Annotated in this window: 19 protein-coding genes; 13 read left to right on the forward strand and 6 right to left on the reverse strand. The window is 29.0% G+C overall.

What is annotated here, in order from left to right; translation table 11 throughout:
* Positions 1-443 precede the first annotated feature (443 nt).
* Positions 444-629, reverse strand: coding sequence for a 50S ribosomal protein L28 (gene rpmB, locus C7U54_RS06995; RefSeq protein WP_022002209.1), 186 nt, complete (start codon positions 627-629; stop codon positions 444-446).
* Positions 630-915: 286 nt separating this feature from the next.
* Between rpmB and C7U54_RS07000 the strand changes: the two genes are divergently transcribed.
* The gene (locus C7U54_RS07000) at positions 916-1272 is read left to right on the forward strand and encodes an Asp23/Gls24 family envelope stress response protein (RefSeq protein WP_022002208.1); all 357 of its coding nucleotides are present in this window, start codon (positions 916-918) and stop codon (positions 1270-1272) included.
* A gap of 12 nt (positions 1273-1284) precedes the next feature.
* Positions 1285-2946 carry a DAK2 domain-containing protein gene (locus tag C7U54_RS07005; protein ID WP_107029795.1) on the forward strand — a complete coding sequence of 554 codons (1662 nt, stop codon included), beginning with the start codon at positions 1285-1287 and terminating at the stop codon, positions 2944-2946.
* An 89-nt stretch (positions 2947-3035) separates the two neighbouring features.
* Here C7U54_RS07005 and C7U54_RS15530 read toward each other — a convergent pair whose 3' ends face one another.
* Positions 3036-3377 carry a tyrosine-type recombinase/integrase gene (locus C7U54_RS15530; protein ID WP_107029796.1) on the reverse strand — a complete coding sequence of 114 codons (342 nt, stop codon included), beginning with the start codon at positions 3375-3377 and terminating at the stop codon, positions 3036-3038.
* Between C7U54_RS15530 and C7U54_RS07015 the strand changes: the two genes are divergently transcribed.
* The 9 genes from C7U54_RS07015 (at position 3361) to C7U54_RS07055 (ending at position 11784) form a co-directional block, all read left to right on the forward strand.
* Positions 3361-3840: a hypothetical protein gene (locus C7U54_RS07015; RefSeq protein ID WP_146137619.1), complete on the forward strand. Its 480-nt coding sequence runs from the start codon at positions 3361-3363 to the stop codon at positions 3838-3840. The genes C7U54_RS15530 and C7U54_RS07015 overlap by 17 nt on opposite strands.
* Positions 3841-4028: 188 nt before the next feature.
* Positions 4029-4184 carry a transposase gene (locus C7U54_RS15535; RefSeq protein ID WP_396129921.1) on the forward strand — a complete coding sequence of 52 codons (156 nt, stop codon included), beginning with the start codon at positions 4029-4031 and terminating at the stop codon, positions 4182-4184.
* Positions 4185-4626: 442 nt separating this feature from the next.
* On the forward strand, positions 4627-5862 hold the full coding sequence (locus C7U54_RS07025) for a PTS sugar transporter subunit IIC (protein ID WP_107029799.1): 1236 nt from the start codon (positions 4627-4629) through the stop codon (positions 5860-5862).
* Positions 5863-5877: 15 nt separating this feature from the next.
* Positions 5878-7155 (forward strand): 6-phospho-beta-glucosidase, encoded by a 1278-nt coding sequence (locus C7U54_RS07030; RefSeq protein ID WP_107029800.1) that lies wholly within the window; start codon positions 5878-5880, stop codon positions 7153-7155.
* A 1-nt stretch (position 7156) separates the two neighbouring features.
* A complete protein-coding gene (locus C7U54_RS07035; RefSeq protein ID WP_241522584.1) occupies positions 7157-8191 on the forward strand; it encodes an SIS domain-containing protein in 1035 nt (344 codons plus the stop codon).
* Between the two features lie 100 nt (positions 8192-8291).
* Entirely contained in the window at positions 8292-10175 is a 1884-nt protein-coding gene (locus tag C7U54_RS07040; protein WP_107029802.1) for a BglG family transcription antiterminator, read from the forward strand.
* A 427-nt stretch (positions 10176-10602) separates the two neighbouring features.
* Positions 10603-10899: an RNA polymerase sigma factor gene (locus C7U54_RS07045; protein WP_107029803.1), complete on the forward strand. Its 297-nt coding sequence runs from the start codon at positions 10603-10605 to the stop codon at positions 10897-10899.
* A 450-nt stretch (positions 10900-11349) separates the two neighbouring features.
* The gene (locus tag C7U54_RS07050) at positions 11350-11541 is read left to right on the forward strand and encodes a hypothetical protein (RefSeq protein WP_107029804.1); all 192 of its coding nucleotides are present in this window, start codon (positions 11350-11352) and stop codon (positions 11539-11541) included.
* A gap of 3 nt (positions 11542-11544) precedes the next feature.
* Positions 11545-11784, forward strand: a complete 240-nt coding sequence (locus tag C7U54_RS07055; protein WP_107029805.1) for a hypothetical protein — start codon at positions 11545-11547, stop codon at positions 11782-11784.
* 294 nt (positions 11785-12078) lie between these two features.
* Here the strand turns inward: C7U54_RS07055 and C7U54_RS07060 are convergent, their stop codons facing one another.
* Positions 12079-12894 (reverse strand): PocR ligand-binding domain-containing protein, encoded by an 816-nt coding sequence (locus tag C7U54_RS07060; RefSeq protein WP_158548265.1) that lies wholly within the window; start codon positions 12892-12894, stop codon positions 12079-12081.
* 181 nt (positions 12895-13075) lie between these two features.
* On the opposite strand from C7U54_RS07060, the gene C7U54_RS07065 reads away from it, so the two are divergent.
* Positions 13076-16021, forward strand: coding sequence for a glycoside hydrolase family 2 TIM barrel-domain containing protein (locus tag C7U54_RS07065; RefSeq protein ID WP_107029807.1), 2946 nt, complete (start codon positions 13076-13078; stop codon positions 16019-16021).
* On the forward strand, positions 16021-16608 hold the full coding sequence (locus C7U54_RS07070; RefSeq protein ID WP_107029808.1) for a histidine phosphatase family protein: 588 nt from the start codon (positions 16021-16023) through the stop codon (positions 16606-16608). The genes C7U54_RS07065 and C7U54_RS07070 overlap by 1 nt, the downstream gene beginning before the upstream one ends.
* Positions 16609-16645: 37 nt before the next feature.
* Here C7U54_RS07070 and C7U54_RS07075 read toward each other — a convergent pair whose 3' ends face one another.
* The 3 genes from C7U54_RS07075 to C7U54_RS07085 all read right to left on the reverse strand — a co-directional run bounded on the left by C7U54_RS07075 (position 16646) and on the right by C7U54_RS07085 (position 18907).
* Entirely contained in the window at positions 16646-17425 is a 780-nt protein-coding gene (locus C7U54_RS07075) for a MurR/RpiR family transcriptional regulator (protein ID WP_107029809.1), read from the reverse strand.
* Between the two features lie 46 nt (positions 17426-17471).
* On the reverse strand, positions 17472-18059 hold the full coding sequence (locus C7U54_RS07080; protein WP_234697827.1) for an RDD family protein: 588 nt from the start codon (positions 18057-18059) through the stop codon (positions 17472-17474).
* Between the two features lie 128 nt (positions 18060-18187).
* Complete coding sequence (locus C7U54_RS07085) at positions 18188-18907, reverse strand: 6-phosphogluconolactonase (RefSeq protein WP_022002201.1); 720 nt, start codon at positions 18905-18907, stop codon at positions 18188-18190.
* Positions 18908-19011 lie beyond the last annotated feature (104 nt).

Here is a 19011-nt window from a genome sequence, read left to right on the forward strand (position 1 = left end):
AAAAACCAAATGATCAAATACAAACAAGTATTAAAAAAGAAGATGACAATAAAACATCATCAACAAAAAATAACTCTCATATAAAAACTGGTGATGATATGTCAGTTGTACCATATATTTTACTTATGGCAACAGCTGGGGGTTATATTGCACTTCAAAGAAGAAATAAAGAAGATTAAATAATAAAAGCTATATAACACATATAAATGTATGGCTATATAGTGATTTATGATTTAATAAAATGTGTTATAGACTTTTATAGTCAATTTGGAGTTAAAGATAAAAGACATCGGATTTATTGCTTTTAAGGTAATGATCGATGTCTTTTTTTTTTGAAAATAAGATTTTGCTTTTGTTGTATTGTTTATACTTTCTACAGGTGTTTTATTTTTTAATAAGTTGTTTATAAACAAAAAAACAGTACTATGTACTGTCTTCATCTATTATCCAGCTTTTCTTAATGTTCTTAACTCTTTAGCAGAAATTCTAACTTTTGTAGGTTTACCATCTACTAAAATAGTAGCTTTTTGTAAGTTAACATTCCATTTTCTTCTACTTGAGTTTAACGCATGAGAACGAGTGTTTCCTGATAATGGACCTCTACCACTGATTTGGCATTTTCTTGACATGTTCTTTCCCTCCTTTAGTAGTTGTTCTACGTACTGTGTTATATTAACATTATTTATAGTATAAAGCAAACATTTTTTTACAAAAAAGCTGTTTTTATCAATATTTGTGATTATAAATACTTTATATGATGATAAAAATGAGTTAATTTGTATTTTTTTTTAATAATATGTGATATGATGGCTTGCGGTTGGAAAGATACTAAAAGAGTGATTATAATTTGTAAATATTATATTTTTAAGGTATAATAATGTTTGAACATGAAATCATTTTAAGGAGGATAACTTGATGATTGAAAAAAATACAAATTTAGGATCAGTAAATATTTCTTTAGATGTAGTTTCTACTGTAGCTGGTGGAGCTGCTACTGAATGTTATGGTGTAGTAGGTATGGCTAGCCAAAAGAAATTAAAAGATGGATTTTATGAATTATTAAAGAAAGAAAATTATTCTAAAGGAATTATTGCGAGTGATGGAGAAACTGGTTTAATTTTAGATTTATATATCATTTTAGGGTATGGAATTAAAATTAATGAAATTTTAGTTGAAGTTCAAAAGAAAGTGAAATACGTTGTTGAATCAACATTAGATGTCAAAGTTGAGGCAGTTAATGTTTATGTTCAAGGACTTCGTAATATCGATTAGTGGAGGAAAAATATGCAAATACTTACAGGAAAGCTATTTAAAGAGATGGTTTTATGTGGTGCGAATACTCTTCATAATAATCATCCTGAAATAGATGCTTTAAATGTATTCCCTGTACCTGATGGGGATACTGGAACAAACATGTCTATGACTTTTAATGCTGGAGCAGCAGAAATCAAAGATATGGATAGTGACAATATTTATGATATTGCTAAAAAATTATCTAAAGGTTTATTAATGGGAGCACGTGGTAACTCAGGTGTTATCTTATCACAAATCTTTAGAGGATTTGCAATGGGCTTAGAAGGTCATGAAAGTGTTGATGCTGTTGCTTTTGCCAATGCTTGGAAAAGTGGGGCAGAAGTTGCTTATAAAGCTGTTATGAGACCTGTTGAAGGAACAATTTTAACTGTTATTAGAGAATCAAGTGAAAAGATCGTTGAATATACTCAACCAGGTATGGAAATTGAAGATGTTTTCTCTTATTTTGTTAAAGAAGCAGAAAATTCATTAGAAAGAACACCTGAATTACTTCCAGTATTAAAAGAAGTTGGTGTTGTTGATAGTGGTGGAGCAGGTTTATTGTTGGTTTTAACTGGATTTATGGCTGCTTTATCAGGTGATCGTGTTGATTTTGTTGATATTAAATCAGAAGGTCAAGTCAATGCTGGAACTGAATTAGAATCTGGTGAAGAAGGATATGGATACTGTACAGAATTTATTGTTCGTCTTGAACCTTCATTAATTGATAAATTCTCAGAAAACCAATTAAAGAAAGAATTAGAAAGAATTCCAGGAAACAGTATCGTCGTTGTACAAGATGAAGATATCGTTAAAGTACACGTACATACATTAAAACCAGGTGAAGCTTTAAACTTAGCACAAAGATTTGGTGAATTTGTGAAGTTAAAAATTGAAAATATGCAAGAACAAGCAAATAACTTACAAAATGCTGCAGCAAATCAAGGAAGTATTGTAGGTGTTGATGATAGCAAACCTCAAAAACGTGAAGCTAAAGAAACAGCTATTATTTCTGTTTGTGCTGGACAAGGTGTAGAAGATGCATTCTTAGAATTACATTGTGATTATGTTGTAAGTGGTGGACAAACAATGAATCCATCTACTGAAGATATGGTTGCAGCTGTTAAAGAAGTAAATGCTAAAAATGTTATTATCTTACCAAATAACTCTAATATTGTAATGACTGCTCAACAAACAGCTACAATCTTAGAAGGAGAAGTCAATGTTATTGTTATTTCAACAAAAACAATTCCTCAAGGATTATCAGCGTGTGTTATGTATAATCCAGAAGTTTCATTGGAAGATAATATTGCTGAAATGGAAGATGCAGTATCTCATGTTAAAACTGGACAAGTAACATTTGCAATCAAAGATACAAACATCGATGGTGTTGAAATTAAAGCAAATGACTACATGGCTTTAGTCGAAAAAGATATCGTTGCATGTAAACCAAATAAATTAGATGCGGTTAAAGTATGTTTAGATAAATTAGTAGATGAAGATTCTGAATTGATTACCTTACTTGTAGGTGAAGATGTTGTTGATGAAGAAGTTGAAGAAGTTGAAAGTTATATCGAAGATAACTTTGATGCAGAAGTAGATGTTATTGAAGGTAAGCAACCGGTCTACTCATTTATCTTGGGTGTCGAATAAAATAATAATCCAAAAAGCGTTGATTATATCAACGTTTTTTTTGTTAACACCTATAAAAATCGCTTATTCTCCGCTTAAAATAGTTTATTTTACTCATTTTCAAGGTTTATTTCTATAATTTGTGCTATTTTATGCTTCTGTGAACTAAGTACATCTGCATAAATATTAGCAGTTGTCTGGATGTCATTATGCCCTAGATGTGCAGATACCATCTTTAAGTCAATACCACTGTTTAACAATAAGGTTGCATTTGCATGTCTTAGGAAGTGAACAGTAATATATTCGTAATTTGTTATTGTAGAAATGTTATTAGAACACGAACTAAATGAAAACTTATTGTATGAGATGATAAATTCAAACATATCAGATTCTAATGCTTTCAAACTGTTAGAAACTTTAGGGAAAAGAGTCTCTTTGAAACACATTAGCATGGAGAAAGATGTTGTTATTAAAAAAGTGATGAAGGATAATCTGTCTAAAGAAAATATTGAATTTATTTGTGAATCTTTTGCTGAATTTAAGTACAAAAAAGAATTTGTAGAATTGTTGAATGATTCAGGAAAACTAATGACCTTAAATTCAAATTGCTTAAATGATGAAGTTTTAGGCTATTTGTTGACAAGTAATTTCTCTACTGATGCAAAAGTTCAATGGATAATTACGAAAATTCATAACAATTCTCCAGCTCCTGAATTGATTACATACATTACTCTTGTAGAAGAAATTAAAAATATTGCTACAGTTTGGGGAAACAAATATCCAGAAATAACTAACGAATTTGAGGAAGCAATTTGTGATGGATTAATAGAACACCATTTTGTAAAAGTAAGAAAAGGTGTTAAAAAACGAATTATGTTAGACAATCATCATAAATCAACCTTTATTCTGGATTAGGAAACTTCTTCGGATAGAAATTATAAGTTCCATTTAAGTTTCGTGTTATCAAATAAAGTACAGACCCATAGGAGGAATAAAAACTTAGTTTGTGGGTCTGTTTTTAAAATAGTTCTACAAGTAAACAAAAAGAAGGTAAGCTTCAAATTATGTTCATATCAACATAATTTGGCGCTTACCATATAGTTATATTCAAATACAAAGACTATGAGGAATATTCTAAACAAAAAGAGATGACTTTTGATGCTTGCAAATTCATAAGAAGATTTGTGCAACACATACTGCCATCTGTTTCATCAAGATTCGACATTATAGCATTATGTCAAACATTAACTAAAAGATAAAGATTCTATTATATCGAAATATACTGAATTATACTCCACCACAATTTGATCAAATCAGCAATGATCAGAAGCGACCTAACTAATGTTACTGCCTAAAATGTAAAAAAAGCTATTATAAAAATTATATACGTTTAAGTACAATGAAACTTAAATCGGATTTTCAAGGGAAATTACTTTCTAACCAATTACAAGTAGTAGAGAATTCTCTTTTTATTTATTCTAAAATTTTGGTTAAGTTTATAACTTATTGTGATTTAAACATACGAAAGAATTGTTTTCCCCTTAAGAAATATGTAGTAAAATATAACGAACAATATTTATAAGTTTGCAAAAATTTCCACAAAGAAGTAGTCATTTTAACCATTCAAAATGAAATGTATAAATTATAAAATAAAAATGTACAAACGGAGCGCTCACAAAAAATAAAAAAAGGAGAGATAATATGAATAAGATATTAAATTTTGTAGAAACAAAATTAGCACCACCTTTAAATAAGATGGCATCACAACATCACTTATCTGCTGTTAAAAATGGTATGATTGTTACTGTGCCTCTTACAATTATTGGAAGTATTTTCCTATTGATTCCCAATATTCCAATTGCGGCTATAAAGAATTTTTTTGAACCCTATGCGAATATGATCACCACTGTGAACACAGTGACTATCGGTAGTGTTGGTTTAGTTGGAGCAGCTAGTGTGGCATATTATTTTGCATTAGAATATACTGATATAAAGATTGATCCATTAATTACAGCTTTTGTATCTGTTGTGGCATTCTTACTTGCAACATTAACAGATGAATTTACAATTGATACAGGTTTATTTGGAACAAGAGGTTTATTTACAGGAATTTTAGTTGCCTTATTAACAGGAACAATTACTCATTTTTTCCAAAAGAAAAACTTAGTTATACGATTCCCTGATACTGTACCACCACTTGTATCTAAGTCATTTATGTCACTTATTCCTGCATTTGTTGTATTAACACTTGTGTGGATCATTCGTGTTGTGCTTGGAATTAATGTTAATCAAGTATTGATGGATTGTTTTTCACCATTCATATTTGCCTTAAATACATTACCAGGATTCTTAGTGTTTATGTTTATTCGTTCTATGTTATGGAGCGTTGGTATTCATGGAGGTGCTGTTTTAGCAGTTGCTGACCCATTCTTCTTGACTATGTTTGGTGAAAATGTTGCAGCATTTGCGGCTGGAACTTTACCACCATATATTACAGCAAGCGGATTTACAATGTTTGTTTTCCTCGGTGGGGGAGGAGCAACTTTACCACTTGTACTGATGATGATTCGCTCTAAAGAAAAAGGGTTTAGTACACTTGGAAAATTATGTTTACCAGCAAGTTTATTTGAAATTAATGAACCTGTTGTCTTTGGTGTTCCATTAGTCATGAATCCATATATGATGATTCCTTATACATTATCAACTTTAACATTGTCAGCTGGAACATATTTATTGATGTTGTTTAATATTATTGGTAGACCAGTTGCAAATATACCATGGACTATACCACCATTATTTTCTCATTATCTTGTGACTGGTGGAAATATTCCAGCAGTTATATGGGGTATTGCTGAATTATTTATTGCAGGAGCTATTTACTATCCATTTTTTAAAGCTATGGAAAAACAACGTTTAGAAGGAAATGAAATTGAGTAAAAGGAGGACAAAAAAATGAATAAAGAATTAAAAATTGCGATTGTAGGAGCTGGGAGCTCTTATACACCAGAATTAATTGAAGGATTGTCTGAACATAGAGAGACTTTACCAGTAAAAGAAATTGTTTTGTTAGATATTAATGAAGAAAGACTTTCTATTATGGAAGGCTTTGTAAAAAGATATATAAAGCATTTAAATTATGATGTGAAAGTATGGTCAACGACATCAAGAGAAGAGGCATTTACAGGGGCAGATTTTGTTTCTACACAAATTCGTGTCGGTGGTAATAAAGCAAGAATCTTTGATGAAAAAATTCCATTAAAATATGGATTGATTGGACAAGAAACAACTGGAGTTGGTGGAATGTTTAATGCTTTCCGTGTTATTCCAGTCATGATTGAAATTGCTAAAGATGTTGAAAAATATTGTCCAAATGCATGGATTATTAACTATTCAAATCCAACAGGATTGGTTACAGAAGCATTAAATAAAGTATGCAATGTCAAAATTGCAGGATTATGTGCAGGGGGAATGCGTCCAAGATGGTGGGCTGCAGAAGCGCTTAATGTTCCTGAAGAAAAGATTTATTATGACTATTTAGGATTAAATCACATGAATTTCTCTTATAATATGACAATTGATGGAAGACCAGTTACAGATGAAGAATTTAGTAATATTATTAAAAAATGTACAACGGTTTCTCAAGATTGGATGGAAACTTTACATTTAATTCCTAGTCAATATACACAATATTATTTCCATACAAAGGAAAGAGTTCAACAATTAAAGGAACAAGATAAAACAAGAGGAGAATCAATTCTTGAATTAGAGAAACAAATCTTTAGAGAATATGCTGATGAAACTAACGATCAAAAACCAAAAACACTTGCTAAACGTGGAGGTGGTGGTTATTCAAAAGTTGCCATTGGTGTTATGGATGCAATCTATAATGATACAGGAAAATGGATGGTTATCAATGTTGCCAACAACGGAACAGTTCGTTTCTTAGATGATGATGCTGTAATTGAAACAGCTTGTTATGTCAGTAAAAATGGTATGAAGCCACTTACAATTGCCGATTATCCAAAAGCAATTGTAGGATTAGTAAGTGCTGTTAAGAATTATGAATCATTGGCAGTAGAAGCAGCAATCACTGGAGATAAGGATTTAGCATTACAAGCCCTTGTTGCACATCCATTAGTTAGGGACTATGATATTGCTAAACCATTATTAGAGGAGATGTTGGAAGCACATAAAGACTATCTTCCACAGTTTTATAAAAATGGAAAATAAGATGTGGGATTATATCAATGAACAAAAAGATGTTCTTACAAACATTCTAGATTATCATAAGGAGATGTTTTCTCCTTATGATAAGGATGTTTTCGATATTGAAGAAATTATAATTACAGCGTCAGGATCTTCATTAAATGCAGCAATGTTAGTGAAAGCAATGTGTGAAAAAGAAAGTGATAAAAGAATAATAATAGAAAATCCATTTCAATTACGTTATTATTCACCACTTTTAAAACAAGAAAAAAAAGCTATTCTCATTGTTTTGTCACAAACTGGAAAAAGTGTAGGAACATTAGAATGTCTCAAGATTGCAAAAACAAATCATATACCAACCATAGCAATCACAGCGTATAACGATAGTCCTATCGCGAAAGAAGCAGATTATCATATTAACATGAGATGTGGTGATGAGCCTGTAGGACCAAAGACAAAAGGATTTAGTGCAACAGTTATGACTTTACATCTTTTTATCATGAAAATAATACATTCTCCTTTATATCAAGACGTTATCAAAGAATATAGAGAAAGTATAAATGAGCTCCCTCAAAATATTAAAGATGCGAAAGCCTGGTGTCAAGAACATGAAAATTGGTCAAAAGCAAAAGCAATGAGCATTGTTGGATTTGGAGTGAATTACCCAACTGCAAGAGAAGGAAGCTTAAAGGTTTTGGAAACAATGCAAATATCAGTAATGAATTTTGATATGGAAGAGTTTATGCATGGTCCGCATAGAACAATTGTTAAAGATTCGTATTTGGCAGTTATTGATACAGATGGGTATGGAAAAACATTAATGAATAATCTGATAGAATTTTCTAAAACGAAAACAGATAATTATTTCATTGTTTCAACACTTAAACCGCAAGATGAACATACAATTCATATTGGAAATTATCCATTAACATCATCCTGGTTAAATGCTGTCATACCTTTTCAAGTCATGTGTACATATTTTCCTCAAGTTAATGGTGTGAATTCTTCGGATCCTGTTTATGGAGAATTTGCTACAACTGTTGGAACACGTATTGCATAGTGAAATCAGTTTAATTAGCTGATTTCTTTTGCTTATATTATTTTACAAAGAAATTAAGATCTATGTTATAATATTTTTATGATTTTTAAGGAGGGATAGAATGAATGGAATTACCAAAAGACAACAGAGTATCTTAAAATTATTTGTTAATTCTAATGAACATTTAACAGGTTTAAAAATATCACAAATACTTCATGTGAGCTCTAAAACAGTAAGAAATGAAATTAAGGTTTTAAATGATACAATGAAAGATTTTGCTGTAATTATATCTATTCCTTCAAGGGGATATCAATTAAAAATCTTAGAAAATGATGAATTTGAAAAATGGATTTGTGCTTTTAATAATGAATGGAGTCAATTTGTTCCTGCCAATCCGTTAGAAAGAGTATACTATATTTTAGGATTAATGTTGGAAAAGCAAGATTTTATTAAAATTGATGATATTTCAGATATGCTTTATATTGATAGAACTTCTGTGAGCCGAAGTTTAAAGAATATTAGGGAATGTTTAGATAATTTTGGATTAGAAATGATTCAAAAAACAGGCAAGGGATTAATGATTGAAGGCAATGAATTTAGATATAGATTATGTATGGCTGAATATATTTATCATAAGCCAGAAATGCTAGTGACTGAAATAGGGAAGAATGATGATTTTATACATGATTTAAAACAGATAATCTTTAATGATGGTATTACAATGCCACAACGTGTTTTTTCGAATTTCGTCATTCATATGCAAGTGCAGTTAAATCGTATTCAAAGAGGAAAATATATATCTTTTGAAGATGAAGAAATTAAAAATATTATTAATGAATATGAATTTTTGGTTGCTAAGGATGTTTCTATGGCAATTAAGAAACATTTTCAAATTGATTTATCAGTTAATGAACAATGCTACTTAGCTATTCATATATTGGGTAAAAAAAGTAATTCTACAAGTGCAATAGAAAGTTGTGTGAATAATCAATTAAAGGAAGAAATTGCAGTTATCATTGATTATATTTTTAAACATCTTTTTAATATATTTAAAATTGATTTTAGAGGAGATGTTTATTTAAAGAAAGCATTAGGGTTACACATTTATCCGATGGAAAATCGTTTGAAGTTTAATACTTATTTACGTAATCCTTTATTAAATCATATTAAAGAAAAATATACATTTGCATATATTCTTGCGATGGAATCATGGAAAGTTATTGCCAATTATACAGATTATATAAAAATTGAAGATGAGATAGGCTATATTGCTATTCATTTTCAATATGCCTTAGAAAGAAGAAAAAGACGTATATCTAAGAAAAAAGTATTGCTTGTTAATGAGTATAGTGTGGCTTTAAGTGAGTTGTTAAATTTTTCTATTTTAAAGAAATATAAAGATTCTTTAATTATTGAAAAAACAATTGCAGCAGGTGAATTAAGTAATTATAAATTAGAAAATTATGATTATATTATTACGACTGTTCCAATTTACCAAGAACTTCCTATACCTGTGATTCGTATTGATCCTATTATTACGAATAAGAATTTTGAAACATTGAAGAAATACTTTAATCGTAGTCATTTTATTGATTTAAAAAATTATATCGAACATAATCATATTTATCTCAAAGATGCAACTTCAAAAATAGAATTCATCGATATAATGTATAAAGAAGAAAAAATAAAATATGATGATTTTTATCATACATCTCCTTTGTTAGGATTTGAAACAAATCAACAGATAGCTATTTATTATGTCCCTTTATATAATAAAAAAAGTTCAATGTCTGTATATTTATTAAAAAAACCAATTATATGGGATACAAAATTAGTGAAAACTGTTTTTCTATTAAATTTAGGGTTAGAAAGTGAAAAATTGTTAGAGGGATTACAATTTTTTTTATCAAATGATAAAAATATTGAATATTTGTCACAAGAAACCAATACGAAGAAATTGTATCAATATATTCTTAAAGAATATAACGAATCCATAACGAAATAATTTTTTTATGCTTTTTGTATGTTTCATAGACTATTTTAAACACTTTTTTATTTGGGCACTATTAAACAGGCGTTCAATGCAATGTCATTAAGTTAAGATGACAATTTTTTACCAGAACCAATACAAATGAGAAAGATATTTTCTTATATATTGAAGGGTGTTTTTTTCACCTTTATGAGAATTTTGACAATCATATAAAGGTAATATTAGGACAAGCCTAGTTGCGCATATGATAGCGGATAATATAGTGATACTCATGATTAGTCTTAACTTGAGCGTTAAAAGCGTCGCACGTAAAGAAATCATATAGGATAAAACAAAATGAAACCTATTTGTTATTAAACAAGTGAACTGTTTTGGGTATATAACAGTAACTGATATTATAATCATAACGACTAACATAAATTATATAAAAGGGAATGAAAAAATGATTTATTATGAAATGATAAGAAGTAATATATACCTGTTAGATGAAATTGAATTGATTGATTATAATGATGCATTGTTAATGATGATTCAGCAAGAATTTAAAGATTATTTATATTCTTGTATAACTTCATTAACTATTATTCAACAAAGAAGACTTTATGATTATTATTTTAATAATATGAAGAAAGTTGATATTGCAAAAAAAGAAGGTGTTAGTGAAGGCGCAATAAGAAAATCAATAGATCAATCACTATTTCAACTAAGAAGAAAAATAAATAGATATTTGTACATTTAAAATAATTTTCATTATCTTCTATAATTAATAATGTAATCAAAATATTATATAGAAAAGGATGAACTAAAATGGAAAAAATAATGATGTTATTACAATTAATGAATTTGTAAAAAAATCTGGATTAAAAGAAAATACTGTAAGGAAACTAGTTAAGGAGAATAAGGTGTATTATTTTAAATTAGGAAGACGTATTTATATCAATTATCCAAAAACCATGGAACATTTGTATAATTCACCAATCAATGATATTTTATGGAATGAACCAGTATCCTAGTTAAAAAGAGTATAGAGAATTGTAAAAATAATTCTTCTATACTCTTTTCATGTTTTTAGGATATAAGAATATTTATATGAAAAGAAGGTTTGTATTATTATGATTTAGAGCAATTGACTTTTAGATTTAAAACAGTAGAATTAAAGAAATAGAAAACAAATGAAGGAGTTGATATTATGCTAAAGAAGATTAATATTAGTAGTTTCTATTCATTGAATGATAATCACTTACCTGATCATTTGCTAAGTAAAATAAAATTTACATATATAAATAAACAAATGAAAGAAGTAGAGGAAATTAAAGCGGGTACTAGAAAAAGCTATTCATTTGATGAATTTGAACAAATGATGCAAAAAGAAGGATTATAACTATTGTATAATGTAATTGTTGATGAAAGTGTGTTTCTATTTTTTAAGGAAAATAATTTAAAAGTGCTTAACTCTTTAAAAGAAATAAAAAAGATTATTGAAATATATCCTAGAAGGTATAAGAAATACAATGATATAGATATTATGAGTGTAGTCAACTTAGATAAGATAAATGTTAGTATTTTATATATTATTGATGATAGTAATAAAACAGTCTATATAAAAGATGCTGCATTTACATAATCGTCAGTAACATTCAAATTTTAATATCTTTAATTAGAAAACGTTAATATACATATTTATTGAAAAAATTTTTTATAAAAAGGGTTTATTCATCGTTTAAAAAATAATAAATTGGTTATAAATATATGAATTAAAATAAAGATTTAAAAGTAATGATAACGTATTATACAGTTATTTCAATAAAAAAGAAGTATACTTATGATTAGTACAGGACTGATAAAAGGTGACATAACTGGTGTCGAATAAAATTATTATAAAGAAAAAAAGGTCCTTAGAGAAATCTAAGGGCTTTTTTTACTGGTTTATATTGTTTTTAAATTCTAGAGGGGATCGACCATATCTTTTTTTAAATACTTTAGAAAAATAATTAGGATCTTCAAAACCACAAAAAAAGGCAATTTCTTTAACGTTTAACTCATCATTTATAAGAAGTTCTGTGGCTTTTTTTAAACGATAATCCAAAAGATATTGATGGATTGTTGTATTGTATTTTGATTTAAAATGATTAAGTAGAGTTCCACGACTACAGAAAAAATAAGAACATAATTCTTCAATTGTAATTTGTTTATTGTAGTTTGCAATGATATAGTGTTTAACTTCTTGGGCAAGATGATCATGTTTTGCTTGGATACGGTTTGTAAGTGAAATGTATTTTGCACATACATCACAAATATTCGCAAAAGCATAAACTTGTTCCTCGTTTAAAATTGTAATTTCTGTGATATATTTTTTTAATATTTCTTTATCTTGAAAATATTCTTTAGATTTTTCAATGATTTCAGAATAATTTCTATATGTTCCTATAACGGCCTGTCCCATCATTAAATAACCAGTTAAACTTCCATAAGAATAAAGAGGCATAATTGCTTCATTTAAACCAAAGTGGCATTTATAAATATAAAGTTCACCCGTTTTTTTGACATGTTCCATAGCTTTATAATCACAATCAATACAATGTTGAAAAGCATTGTTGTTTTTTTCTAATTCATTACAAAATTTTGATTTCTTATGAGGATAAGAAGCTAATAAATTTTGGTTCAAATCAAATATAGACATATTCAAACCTGATATTTTATATAAATCTTTTAATAATTTTTCTAATTCATTCATAATATTCTCCATACTTTATATAATATAAGCTTATAATTATTATACTTCTTTCTTTTTATATCATAAATAGGTAGAAATATAATGAATAAAAAACATATTTATACTTTTTTACTCTATATTATACTTTGTTCCATTTCTATTTTTAAGGGTTAATTTATAATATAGTCAGGAGGAAAGAAAAATGGAAATGAAAAATGAATGGGTCAAAGATCCAAAGATTTTTAATGTCAATCGTTTAAGAGCAACAGCATCGATTCATAGATATGCAAGTATTAAAGAATTAAAAGAAAAACAAAGCAGTTTCAATTATTCATTAAATGGGAGCTGGAAGTTTCATTATGCAACAGGATTTAATCAATTAATACCGGAGTTTTCTAATAAAGATTATTGTGTAGATCACTGGGATGAAATCAAAGTACCTGGTCATATTCAATTACAAGGATATGGAAAACCAATGTATGTCAATCAAATCTATCCTTGGTCAGGAACACAACAAATCATTCCTGGAGAACTCCCTGATAAAAATCCAATTGGAAGTTATGTCACTTATTTTGACAGCTCAGTAATCAAAGATAATGTCGATACTTATATTACTTTCCATGGTGTTGAATCAGCCATGGCTCTATGGGTCAATGGAACATTTGTTGGTTACAGTGAAGACACATTTACACCTTCAAGTTTTAATATTACAGATTTGATTGTTAATGGAGAAAACAAAATTGCTGTTAACGTTTATCGTTTCAGCAGTGGAAGCTGGTTAGAAGATCAAGATTTCTGGCGTTTTTCAGGTATTTTCAGAGATGTTGAACTTCAAATGGTATCACACGTTCATTTAAAAGATATCAAGATTTTGACACATTTAAATGAAAATTATGATCATGCAACTGTTGAAGTAACGCCAATGATTGTAAGAAAAGAGGCTAAATTTAAGGCAGTCTATACTTTAAAGTATAAAGATGAAATTATTGGACAAAAAGAAAGCAAAGATTGTTGCAGTCCAATCAATTTTGAATTCGATGATCCTCATTTATGGTCAGCAGAAAAACCAAACCTTTACCAATTATATGTAGAAATCATGGATGAAAAGGGTTTAGTTGAATGTAGTCAATACAATGTGGGTGTCAGAGAATTTAAACTTATTGATGGTATCATGTGTATCAATGGCAAAAGAATTGTTTTTCATGGTGTCAACCGACATGAATTTTCTGCTAAGACGGGAAGAACGGTTTCTTATGAAGATACTAAAAAAGATATCTTGAATATGAAAGCTAATAATATCAATGCCTTACGTACATGTCATTATCCAAATCAAACATTTGTTTATGATTTATGCGATGAATATGGTCTTTATGTCATTGATGAAGTCAATCTTGAAACACATGGAACTTGGAGTGAACTTTTTGATAAAACACATATCATACCAGATGATAAATCTGAATGGCTAGATATTATTTTAGATCGTGCCAATTCCATGTATGAAAGAGATAAAAACCATCCTTCGATTATTATTTGGTCATTAGGAAATGAATCTTATGGTGGTAAAAATCTTTATGAAATGTCTAAGTTTATGAAACAAAAAGATACTTCTCGTTTGATTCATTATGAAGGACTTTCACATGATCGTCGCTACAATGAAACAAGTGACATTGAAAGTCAAATGTATACTTTTGCAGTTGATGTTGAAAAATACTTAAAGGAACATCAAGATAAACCATTTATTTTATGCGAATACGCCCATTCTATGGGAAACAGTAATGGAGCATTATTCAAATATATTGATTTAGAAAAGAAATATTCCTTGTATCAAGGTGGATTCATCTGGGATTACATCGATCAAGCATTATACCATGATGGAAAATTATGTTATGGTGGGGACTTTGGCGAAAGACCAAGTGACTATGATTTCTGTGGAAACGGTATTGTTTTTGCAGATCGTACAAATACTCCAAAGATGCAAGAAGTCAAATACTGTTATCAATATGTAGATTTTAGAATAGATGAAAATGATATTCATATCAACAATAATTATCTGTTTACAGATTTAAATGAATATCAATTACAAATGGATCTGTTATGCAATGGTAATGTTGTTCAAACCAAAACAATGACAGTAGATTGTAAACCATTATCATCAGTTGTTGTTGAAAATCCATTTAAAATAAATGATCAAGACCAAGAATATACTGTAACAGTTTATTTGAAAAAGAATCATGAAATATACGCTCAAGAACAATATATCTATGAAGTAAAAAATAAAACACATAACATTCATACAACAAAACACGTAGATATCGTTGAAGACTATTTGAATGTAGGCGTTGTAGGAAAAGATTTCAATGCGATTTTCTCAAAACAAAAAGGTTTGGTTTCTTATAGATATCATCAACAAGAATATATTAGAGTACCTGTCAGACCAAATTTCTTTAGAGCCGCTACAAATAATGATGTTGAAAATAAATATGGTTATCGCTATGGTAAATGGTTAACTGCCAGTCTATATGCAAAATGTGAGTTTGTTGGTATTTCAAAAGGAGACTGTTCCTGCAAGATTGAATATGCTTATGATTTGCCAAATTTACAAGATGAAAAGGTTCATTTAGTTTATGAAGTCTATGGTGATGGTAAAATCATTGTAGATATGTCTTATCAACCGGTTGTTTTTGAAATTGAAATGCCTGTATTTGGACTTATCTTCCAATTATATAAAGATATGGAAGAAGTAAATTATTATGGATTTGGTCCAGAAGAAAACTATATTGATCGAAACAAAGGGGCACTTCTTGGAAAATATACTTATCAAGTAACAGACAATTTAACACCTTATTTATATCCACAAGAATGTGGTAACAGAACGCATGTCAGAGAATTATCAGTTGCAGGTGAAAATACAAAATTAACAGTCAAAGGTGAAGATTTTGAATTTACAGCTTTACACTATACACCTTATGAATTAGAAAATGCGCGTCACAAAGATGAACTTCCAAATGTTTATCAAACGGTTTTATGTATCAATGAAAAACAAATGGGTGTTGCTGGTGATGATACATGGGGTGCTAAGACACATGATGAATTCTTATTAGATAAAGAAAAACATCATTTACGTTTTAGTTTTAAAGGTAAGTTATAATGAGATTTATATTTGTAAGACACGGAAAGGCACATTTTAATGAAATCAATCTGACACAGGGTTGGTGTGATTCTCCTTTGTCAAAAGTGGGAATCAGACAAGTTGAAAGTATTTCAAAGCAGCTAGAACAATACCAAATAGATAAGGCATACACATCTCCATTGGGTAGGGCAGTACAAACGTCAAATATTATTCTAAGTAAAAAAGAAGTCGAACCGATTTATGAAGAACGTTTTAAAGAAGTTAATTTTGGAATACTTGAAGGAATATCCACAGAACTTGTAAGAAAACTCAATATTGAATCACCAAACTGGTTAGAAGATTTGGATATGGATTACAGACCTTATGAAGGAGAAGACATTCATGATGTTATTTCAAAACATCATGATGCACTTCAAGAAATCATAGAGGATTGTAATGAAAAGGATACCGTTTTAATCGTAGGGCACGGCTGTTTGTTATATGGATTTATCAAATCATTATTACCTCAACAATCTTTTAAATTTCCTAATAATGCTTCAGCAATGATTGTTGATTATTCAAATGGAAATTTCAAACTCGAACAAATTTTAGACCCTATTATATAAAAATAAACAGGTTTGCGATGGTAAACCTGTTTATTATTTATAAAGTTTCAGAATATCTGATACTGATTAGATCAGAAATAAGCTGTAACGGATAGGGATGACTTGCGTAGCCACCTTTACTGTTATAACGGATGTAGAAATCGATAAATGGATATTCTATTGACTGGTCAGAAGTAATCATGCATATCTTTGGTTTCTTTTTGTTACTTTTGAATGGCTTGGCTCTTGGAAAAATACGATCAAAATAGGTTCCTGATTCTGAAAAAATAATAATGAGATTATTTTCATCAGCGTCAGTAATATAGTCTGCCTGATCTTTGATATTAAAACAAGAAAAGATAAGTTTACCACTTGTTTGCAGATCGAACTGTAAATTGCAGGCAACACTTTCAGATTGCATATAGCCAAAAGCGGCTATTTTCTGATAAGAACTGATTTCTTGAACAAGTGTATTGATTTGTTTTTCAATATCATTTTCTAAGAAGTAATTTAAATTGGAAATAACATTTTTTACATATGATTGAAACATTGATGAGGATTCATGTTTTTCATAGTCAAACTTTCTTTTTAAGCGAGCAGACTCAACAGAAAACTTTGCGATTTGATTTTTCAATGCATTGAAATCTTTAAGTCCAATATCACGACAAAAGCGCGAAATACTAGAATTTGACACATAGCAAGCCTGAGCTAGATCTGTGAGAGAATATTCTTCTAAATCGCGCATATTTTCTATCATATATTTAGCTATTTTATAGTTATTTGAACCTTTTGGTTCATCATTAAGTGTTGATAAAAGTATAATTATTAGGTTAAACATGAAGAATCTCCTTTATGTATATTTTGCATAATTATACCATAGTTAATTATTGTTTAACAACAATAGTTTTAGCTACTTTATCATGAAAAGATTGTGTATTTGCTTGGAAATAAGCATAGATAATTGAACCGATAGTTAAAGCATAGGCAATATATTTTAAAGGATCAACAATCATTGTAAGTTTAAATAATGGAAGTAGCTTTCTTATATAGGTTGGGATGATAATCATCCCACCTTCAAGTAAGGATGCTCCAAGAAGTTCTCTTAACATCATATCTTTTAAATTGATTGATTCATTATTTTCTTTAATGATTTTGATCTTACATATTTTTTTACCAAGTGTTTGTCCTTTAAAAAGATATGTTGGAATAAATACATAGTAAATAATACCAATCAAAACACCATAAAGACCTAAAGCAAGACCTATAGAAAAATCATAGTGTGTTAAATCAAACATATAAGGTTTTAAGTAGTCATTTCCTCTTAAATAGAAGGTAATAGGGATAACAGCCAGCATGTTAGTAAGATACCAATCGATGATCATAGCTACAAATCTTCTAACACGTGTTTCGATAATATCCATATTATTTCTGTTTTTATTGCTTTTTTTATTTTTTGTTTTATTTTTTCTCATAAGTAGTCCTCCAGGATAGAAAAATTATAACAAATGAACGCTTTATTTACTTTTTCTTTTCCAAAAGGTAGAAATTATTTCCAAACATTGGAAATAAAAAAAGAAAGCCGAAGCTTTCTATAAAGATTTTATAATCTTTTATAATCATCCATATTTAATAAAGATGCAGCATCTTTATCACAGATAACAGTGAAGTTAGGATGTAATTTTAAAACAGTTGCTGGTAGTTCATCTGAAATAGGTGAATCTAACACTTGTTTTAAAATTTGAGCTTTTTCTTTACCAGTAACAATCATTACAAGATGTTTCACTCTCATTAGACTTTTTGGTCCCATTGATAAAGTGATTGGTAGATGATCTCTTGCTGGATATGTTGGATTAGCTGCATTTTTTGTTTTACGATCCATTGGATAAGTATAACTATCCATAGGTGTACATCTTGGACAGTTGCTGCAGAAATGTCCATCCCAACCTAGTCCAATCAACATAACATCAATACCACCAGCATCTCTGATTTCTTGATCATAAGTTTCCCAATTTTCCATAGTTGTTGTATGGATTCTTTCATCAGGGATATTTGCATCTTTAAAGAATAGTTCTTGCATTTCTTCCCAGTTTGGGCCATATGGTTTATCTTGATAAGGTGCTTCATCAAAAAGATAGTATTGAATGTCTTTGAATTTTTCTTGGTCTTTAACATAAGGAACCATCATCTTATAAAGATTGATTGGAGAACGCCCAGCAGTTAAAGAGATATTAACTCTTTTATCTTGCATCATTGCTCCAAGTAAAATGTGCATTGCACTTTCGCTCATTTTTTGTTCATTTTCTTCAATGATTAATTTCATAAATATATCCTCCTATTTTATAAGAAGATATAACTCACACACAATTTCATTATAAAAAATAAAAAGGGAGTGTCAACATAAAAAAATAAATGCCAATAAAAAAA

Source organism: Faecalibacillus intestinalis (genome assembly GCF_003024685.1).
GTDB lineage: Bacteria > Bacillota_I > Bacilli_A > Erysipelotrichales > Coprobacillaceae > Faecalibacillus > Faecalibacillus intestinalis.

Bases quoted from the DNA above. Each gene is read 5' to 3' on its own strand.
- rpmB (WP_022002209.1), bottom strand. From the start codon at position 629: ATGTCAAGAAAATGCCAAATCAGTGGTAGAGGTCCATTATCAGGAAAC.
- C7U54_RS07000 (WP_022002208.1), top strand. From the start codon at position 916: ATGATTGAAAAAAATACAAATTTAGGATCAGTAAATATTTCTTTAGAT.
- C7U54_RS07005 (WP_107029795.1), top strand. From the start codon at position 1,285: ATGCAAATACTTACAGGAAAGCTATTTAAAGAGATGGTTTTATGTGGT.
- C7U54_RS15530 (WP_107029796.1), bottom strand. From the start codon at position 3,377: ATGCTAATGTGTTTCAAAGAGACTCTTTTCCCTAAAGTTTCTAACAGT.
- C7U54_RS07025 (WP_107029799.1), top strand. From the start codon at position 4,627: ATGAATAAGATATTAAATTTTGTAGAAACAAAATTAGCACCACCTTTA.
- C7U54_RS07030 (WP_107029800.1), top strand. From the start codon at position 5,878: ATGAATAAAGAATTAAAAATTGCGATTGTAGGAGCTGGGAGCTCTTAT.
- C7U54_RS07035 (WP_241522584.1), top strand. From the start codon at position 7,157: ATGTGGGATTATATCAATGAACAAAAAGATGTTCTTACAAACATTCTA.
- C7U54_RS07040 (WP_107029802.1), top strand. From the start codon at position 8,292: ATGAATGGAATTACCAAAAGACAACAGAGTATCTTAAAATTATTTGTT.
- C7U54_RS07045 (WP_107029803.1), top strand. From the start codon at position 10,603: ATGATTTATTATGAAATGATAAGAAGTAATATATACCTGTTAGATGAA.
- C7U54_RS07050 (WP_107029804.1), top strand. From the start codon at position 11,350: ATGCTAAAGAAGATTAATATTAGTAGTTTCTATTCATTGAATGATAAT.
- C7U54_RS07060 (WP_158548265.1), bottom strand. From the start codon at position 12,894: ATGAATGAATTAGAAAAATTATTAAAAGATTTATATAAAATATCAGGT.
- C7U54_RS07065 (WP_107029807.1), top strand. From the start codon at position 13,076: ATGGAAATGAAAAATGAATGGGTCAAAGATCCAAAGATTTTTAATGTC.
- C7U54_RS07070 (WP_107029808.1), top strand. From the start codon at position 16,021: ATGAGATTTATATTTGTAAGACACGGAAAGGCACATTTTAATGAAATC.
- C7U54_RS07075 (WP_107029809.1), bottom strand. From the start codon at position 17,425: ATGTTTAACCTAATAATTATACTTTTATCAACACTTAATGATGAACCA.
- C7U54_RS07080 (WP_234697827.1), bottom strand. From the start codon at position 18,059: ATGAGAAAAAATAAAACAAAAAATAAAAAAAGCAATAAAAACAGAAAT.
- C7U54_RS07085 (WP_022002201.1), bottom strand. From the start codon at position 18,907: ATGAAATTAATCATTGAAGAAAATGAACAAAAAATGAGCGAAAGTGCA.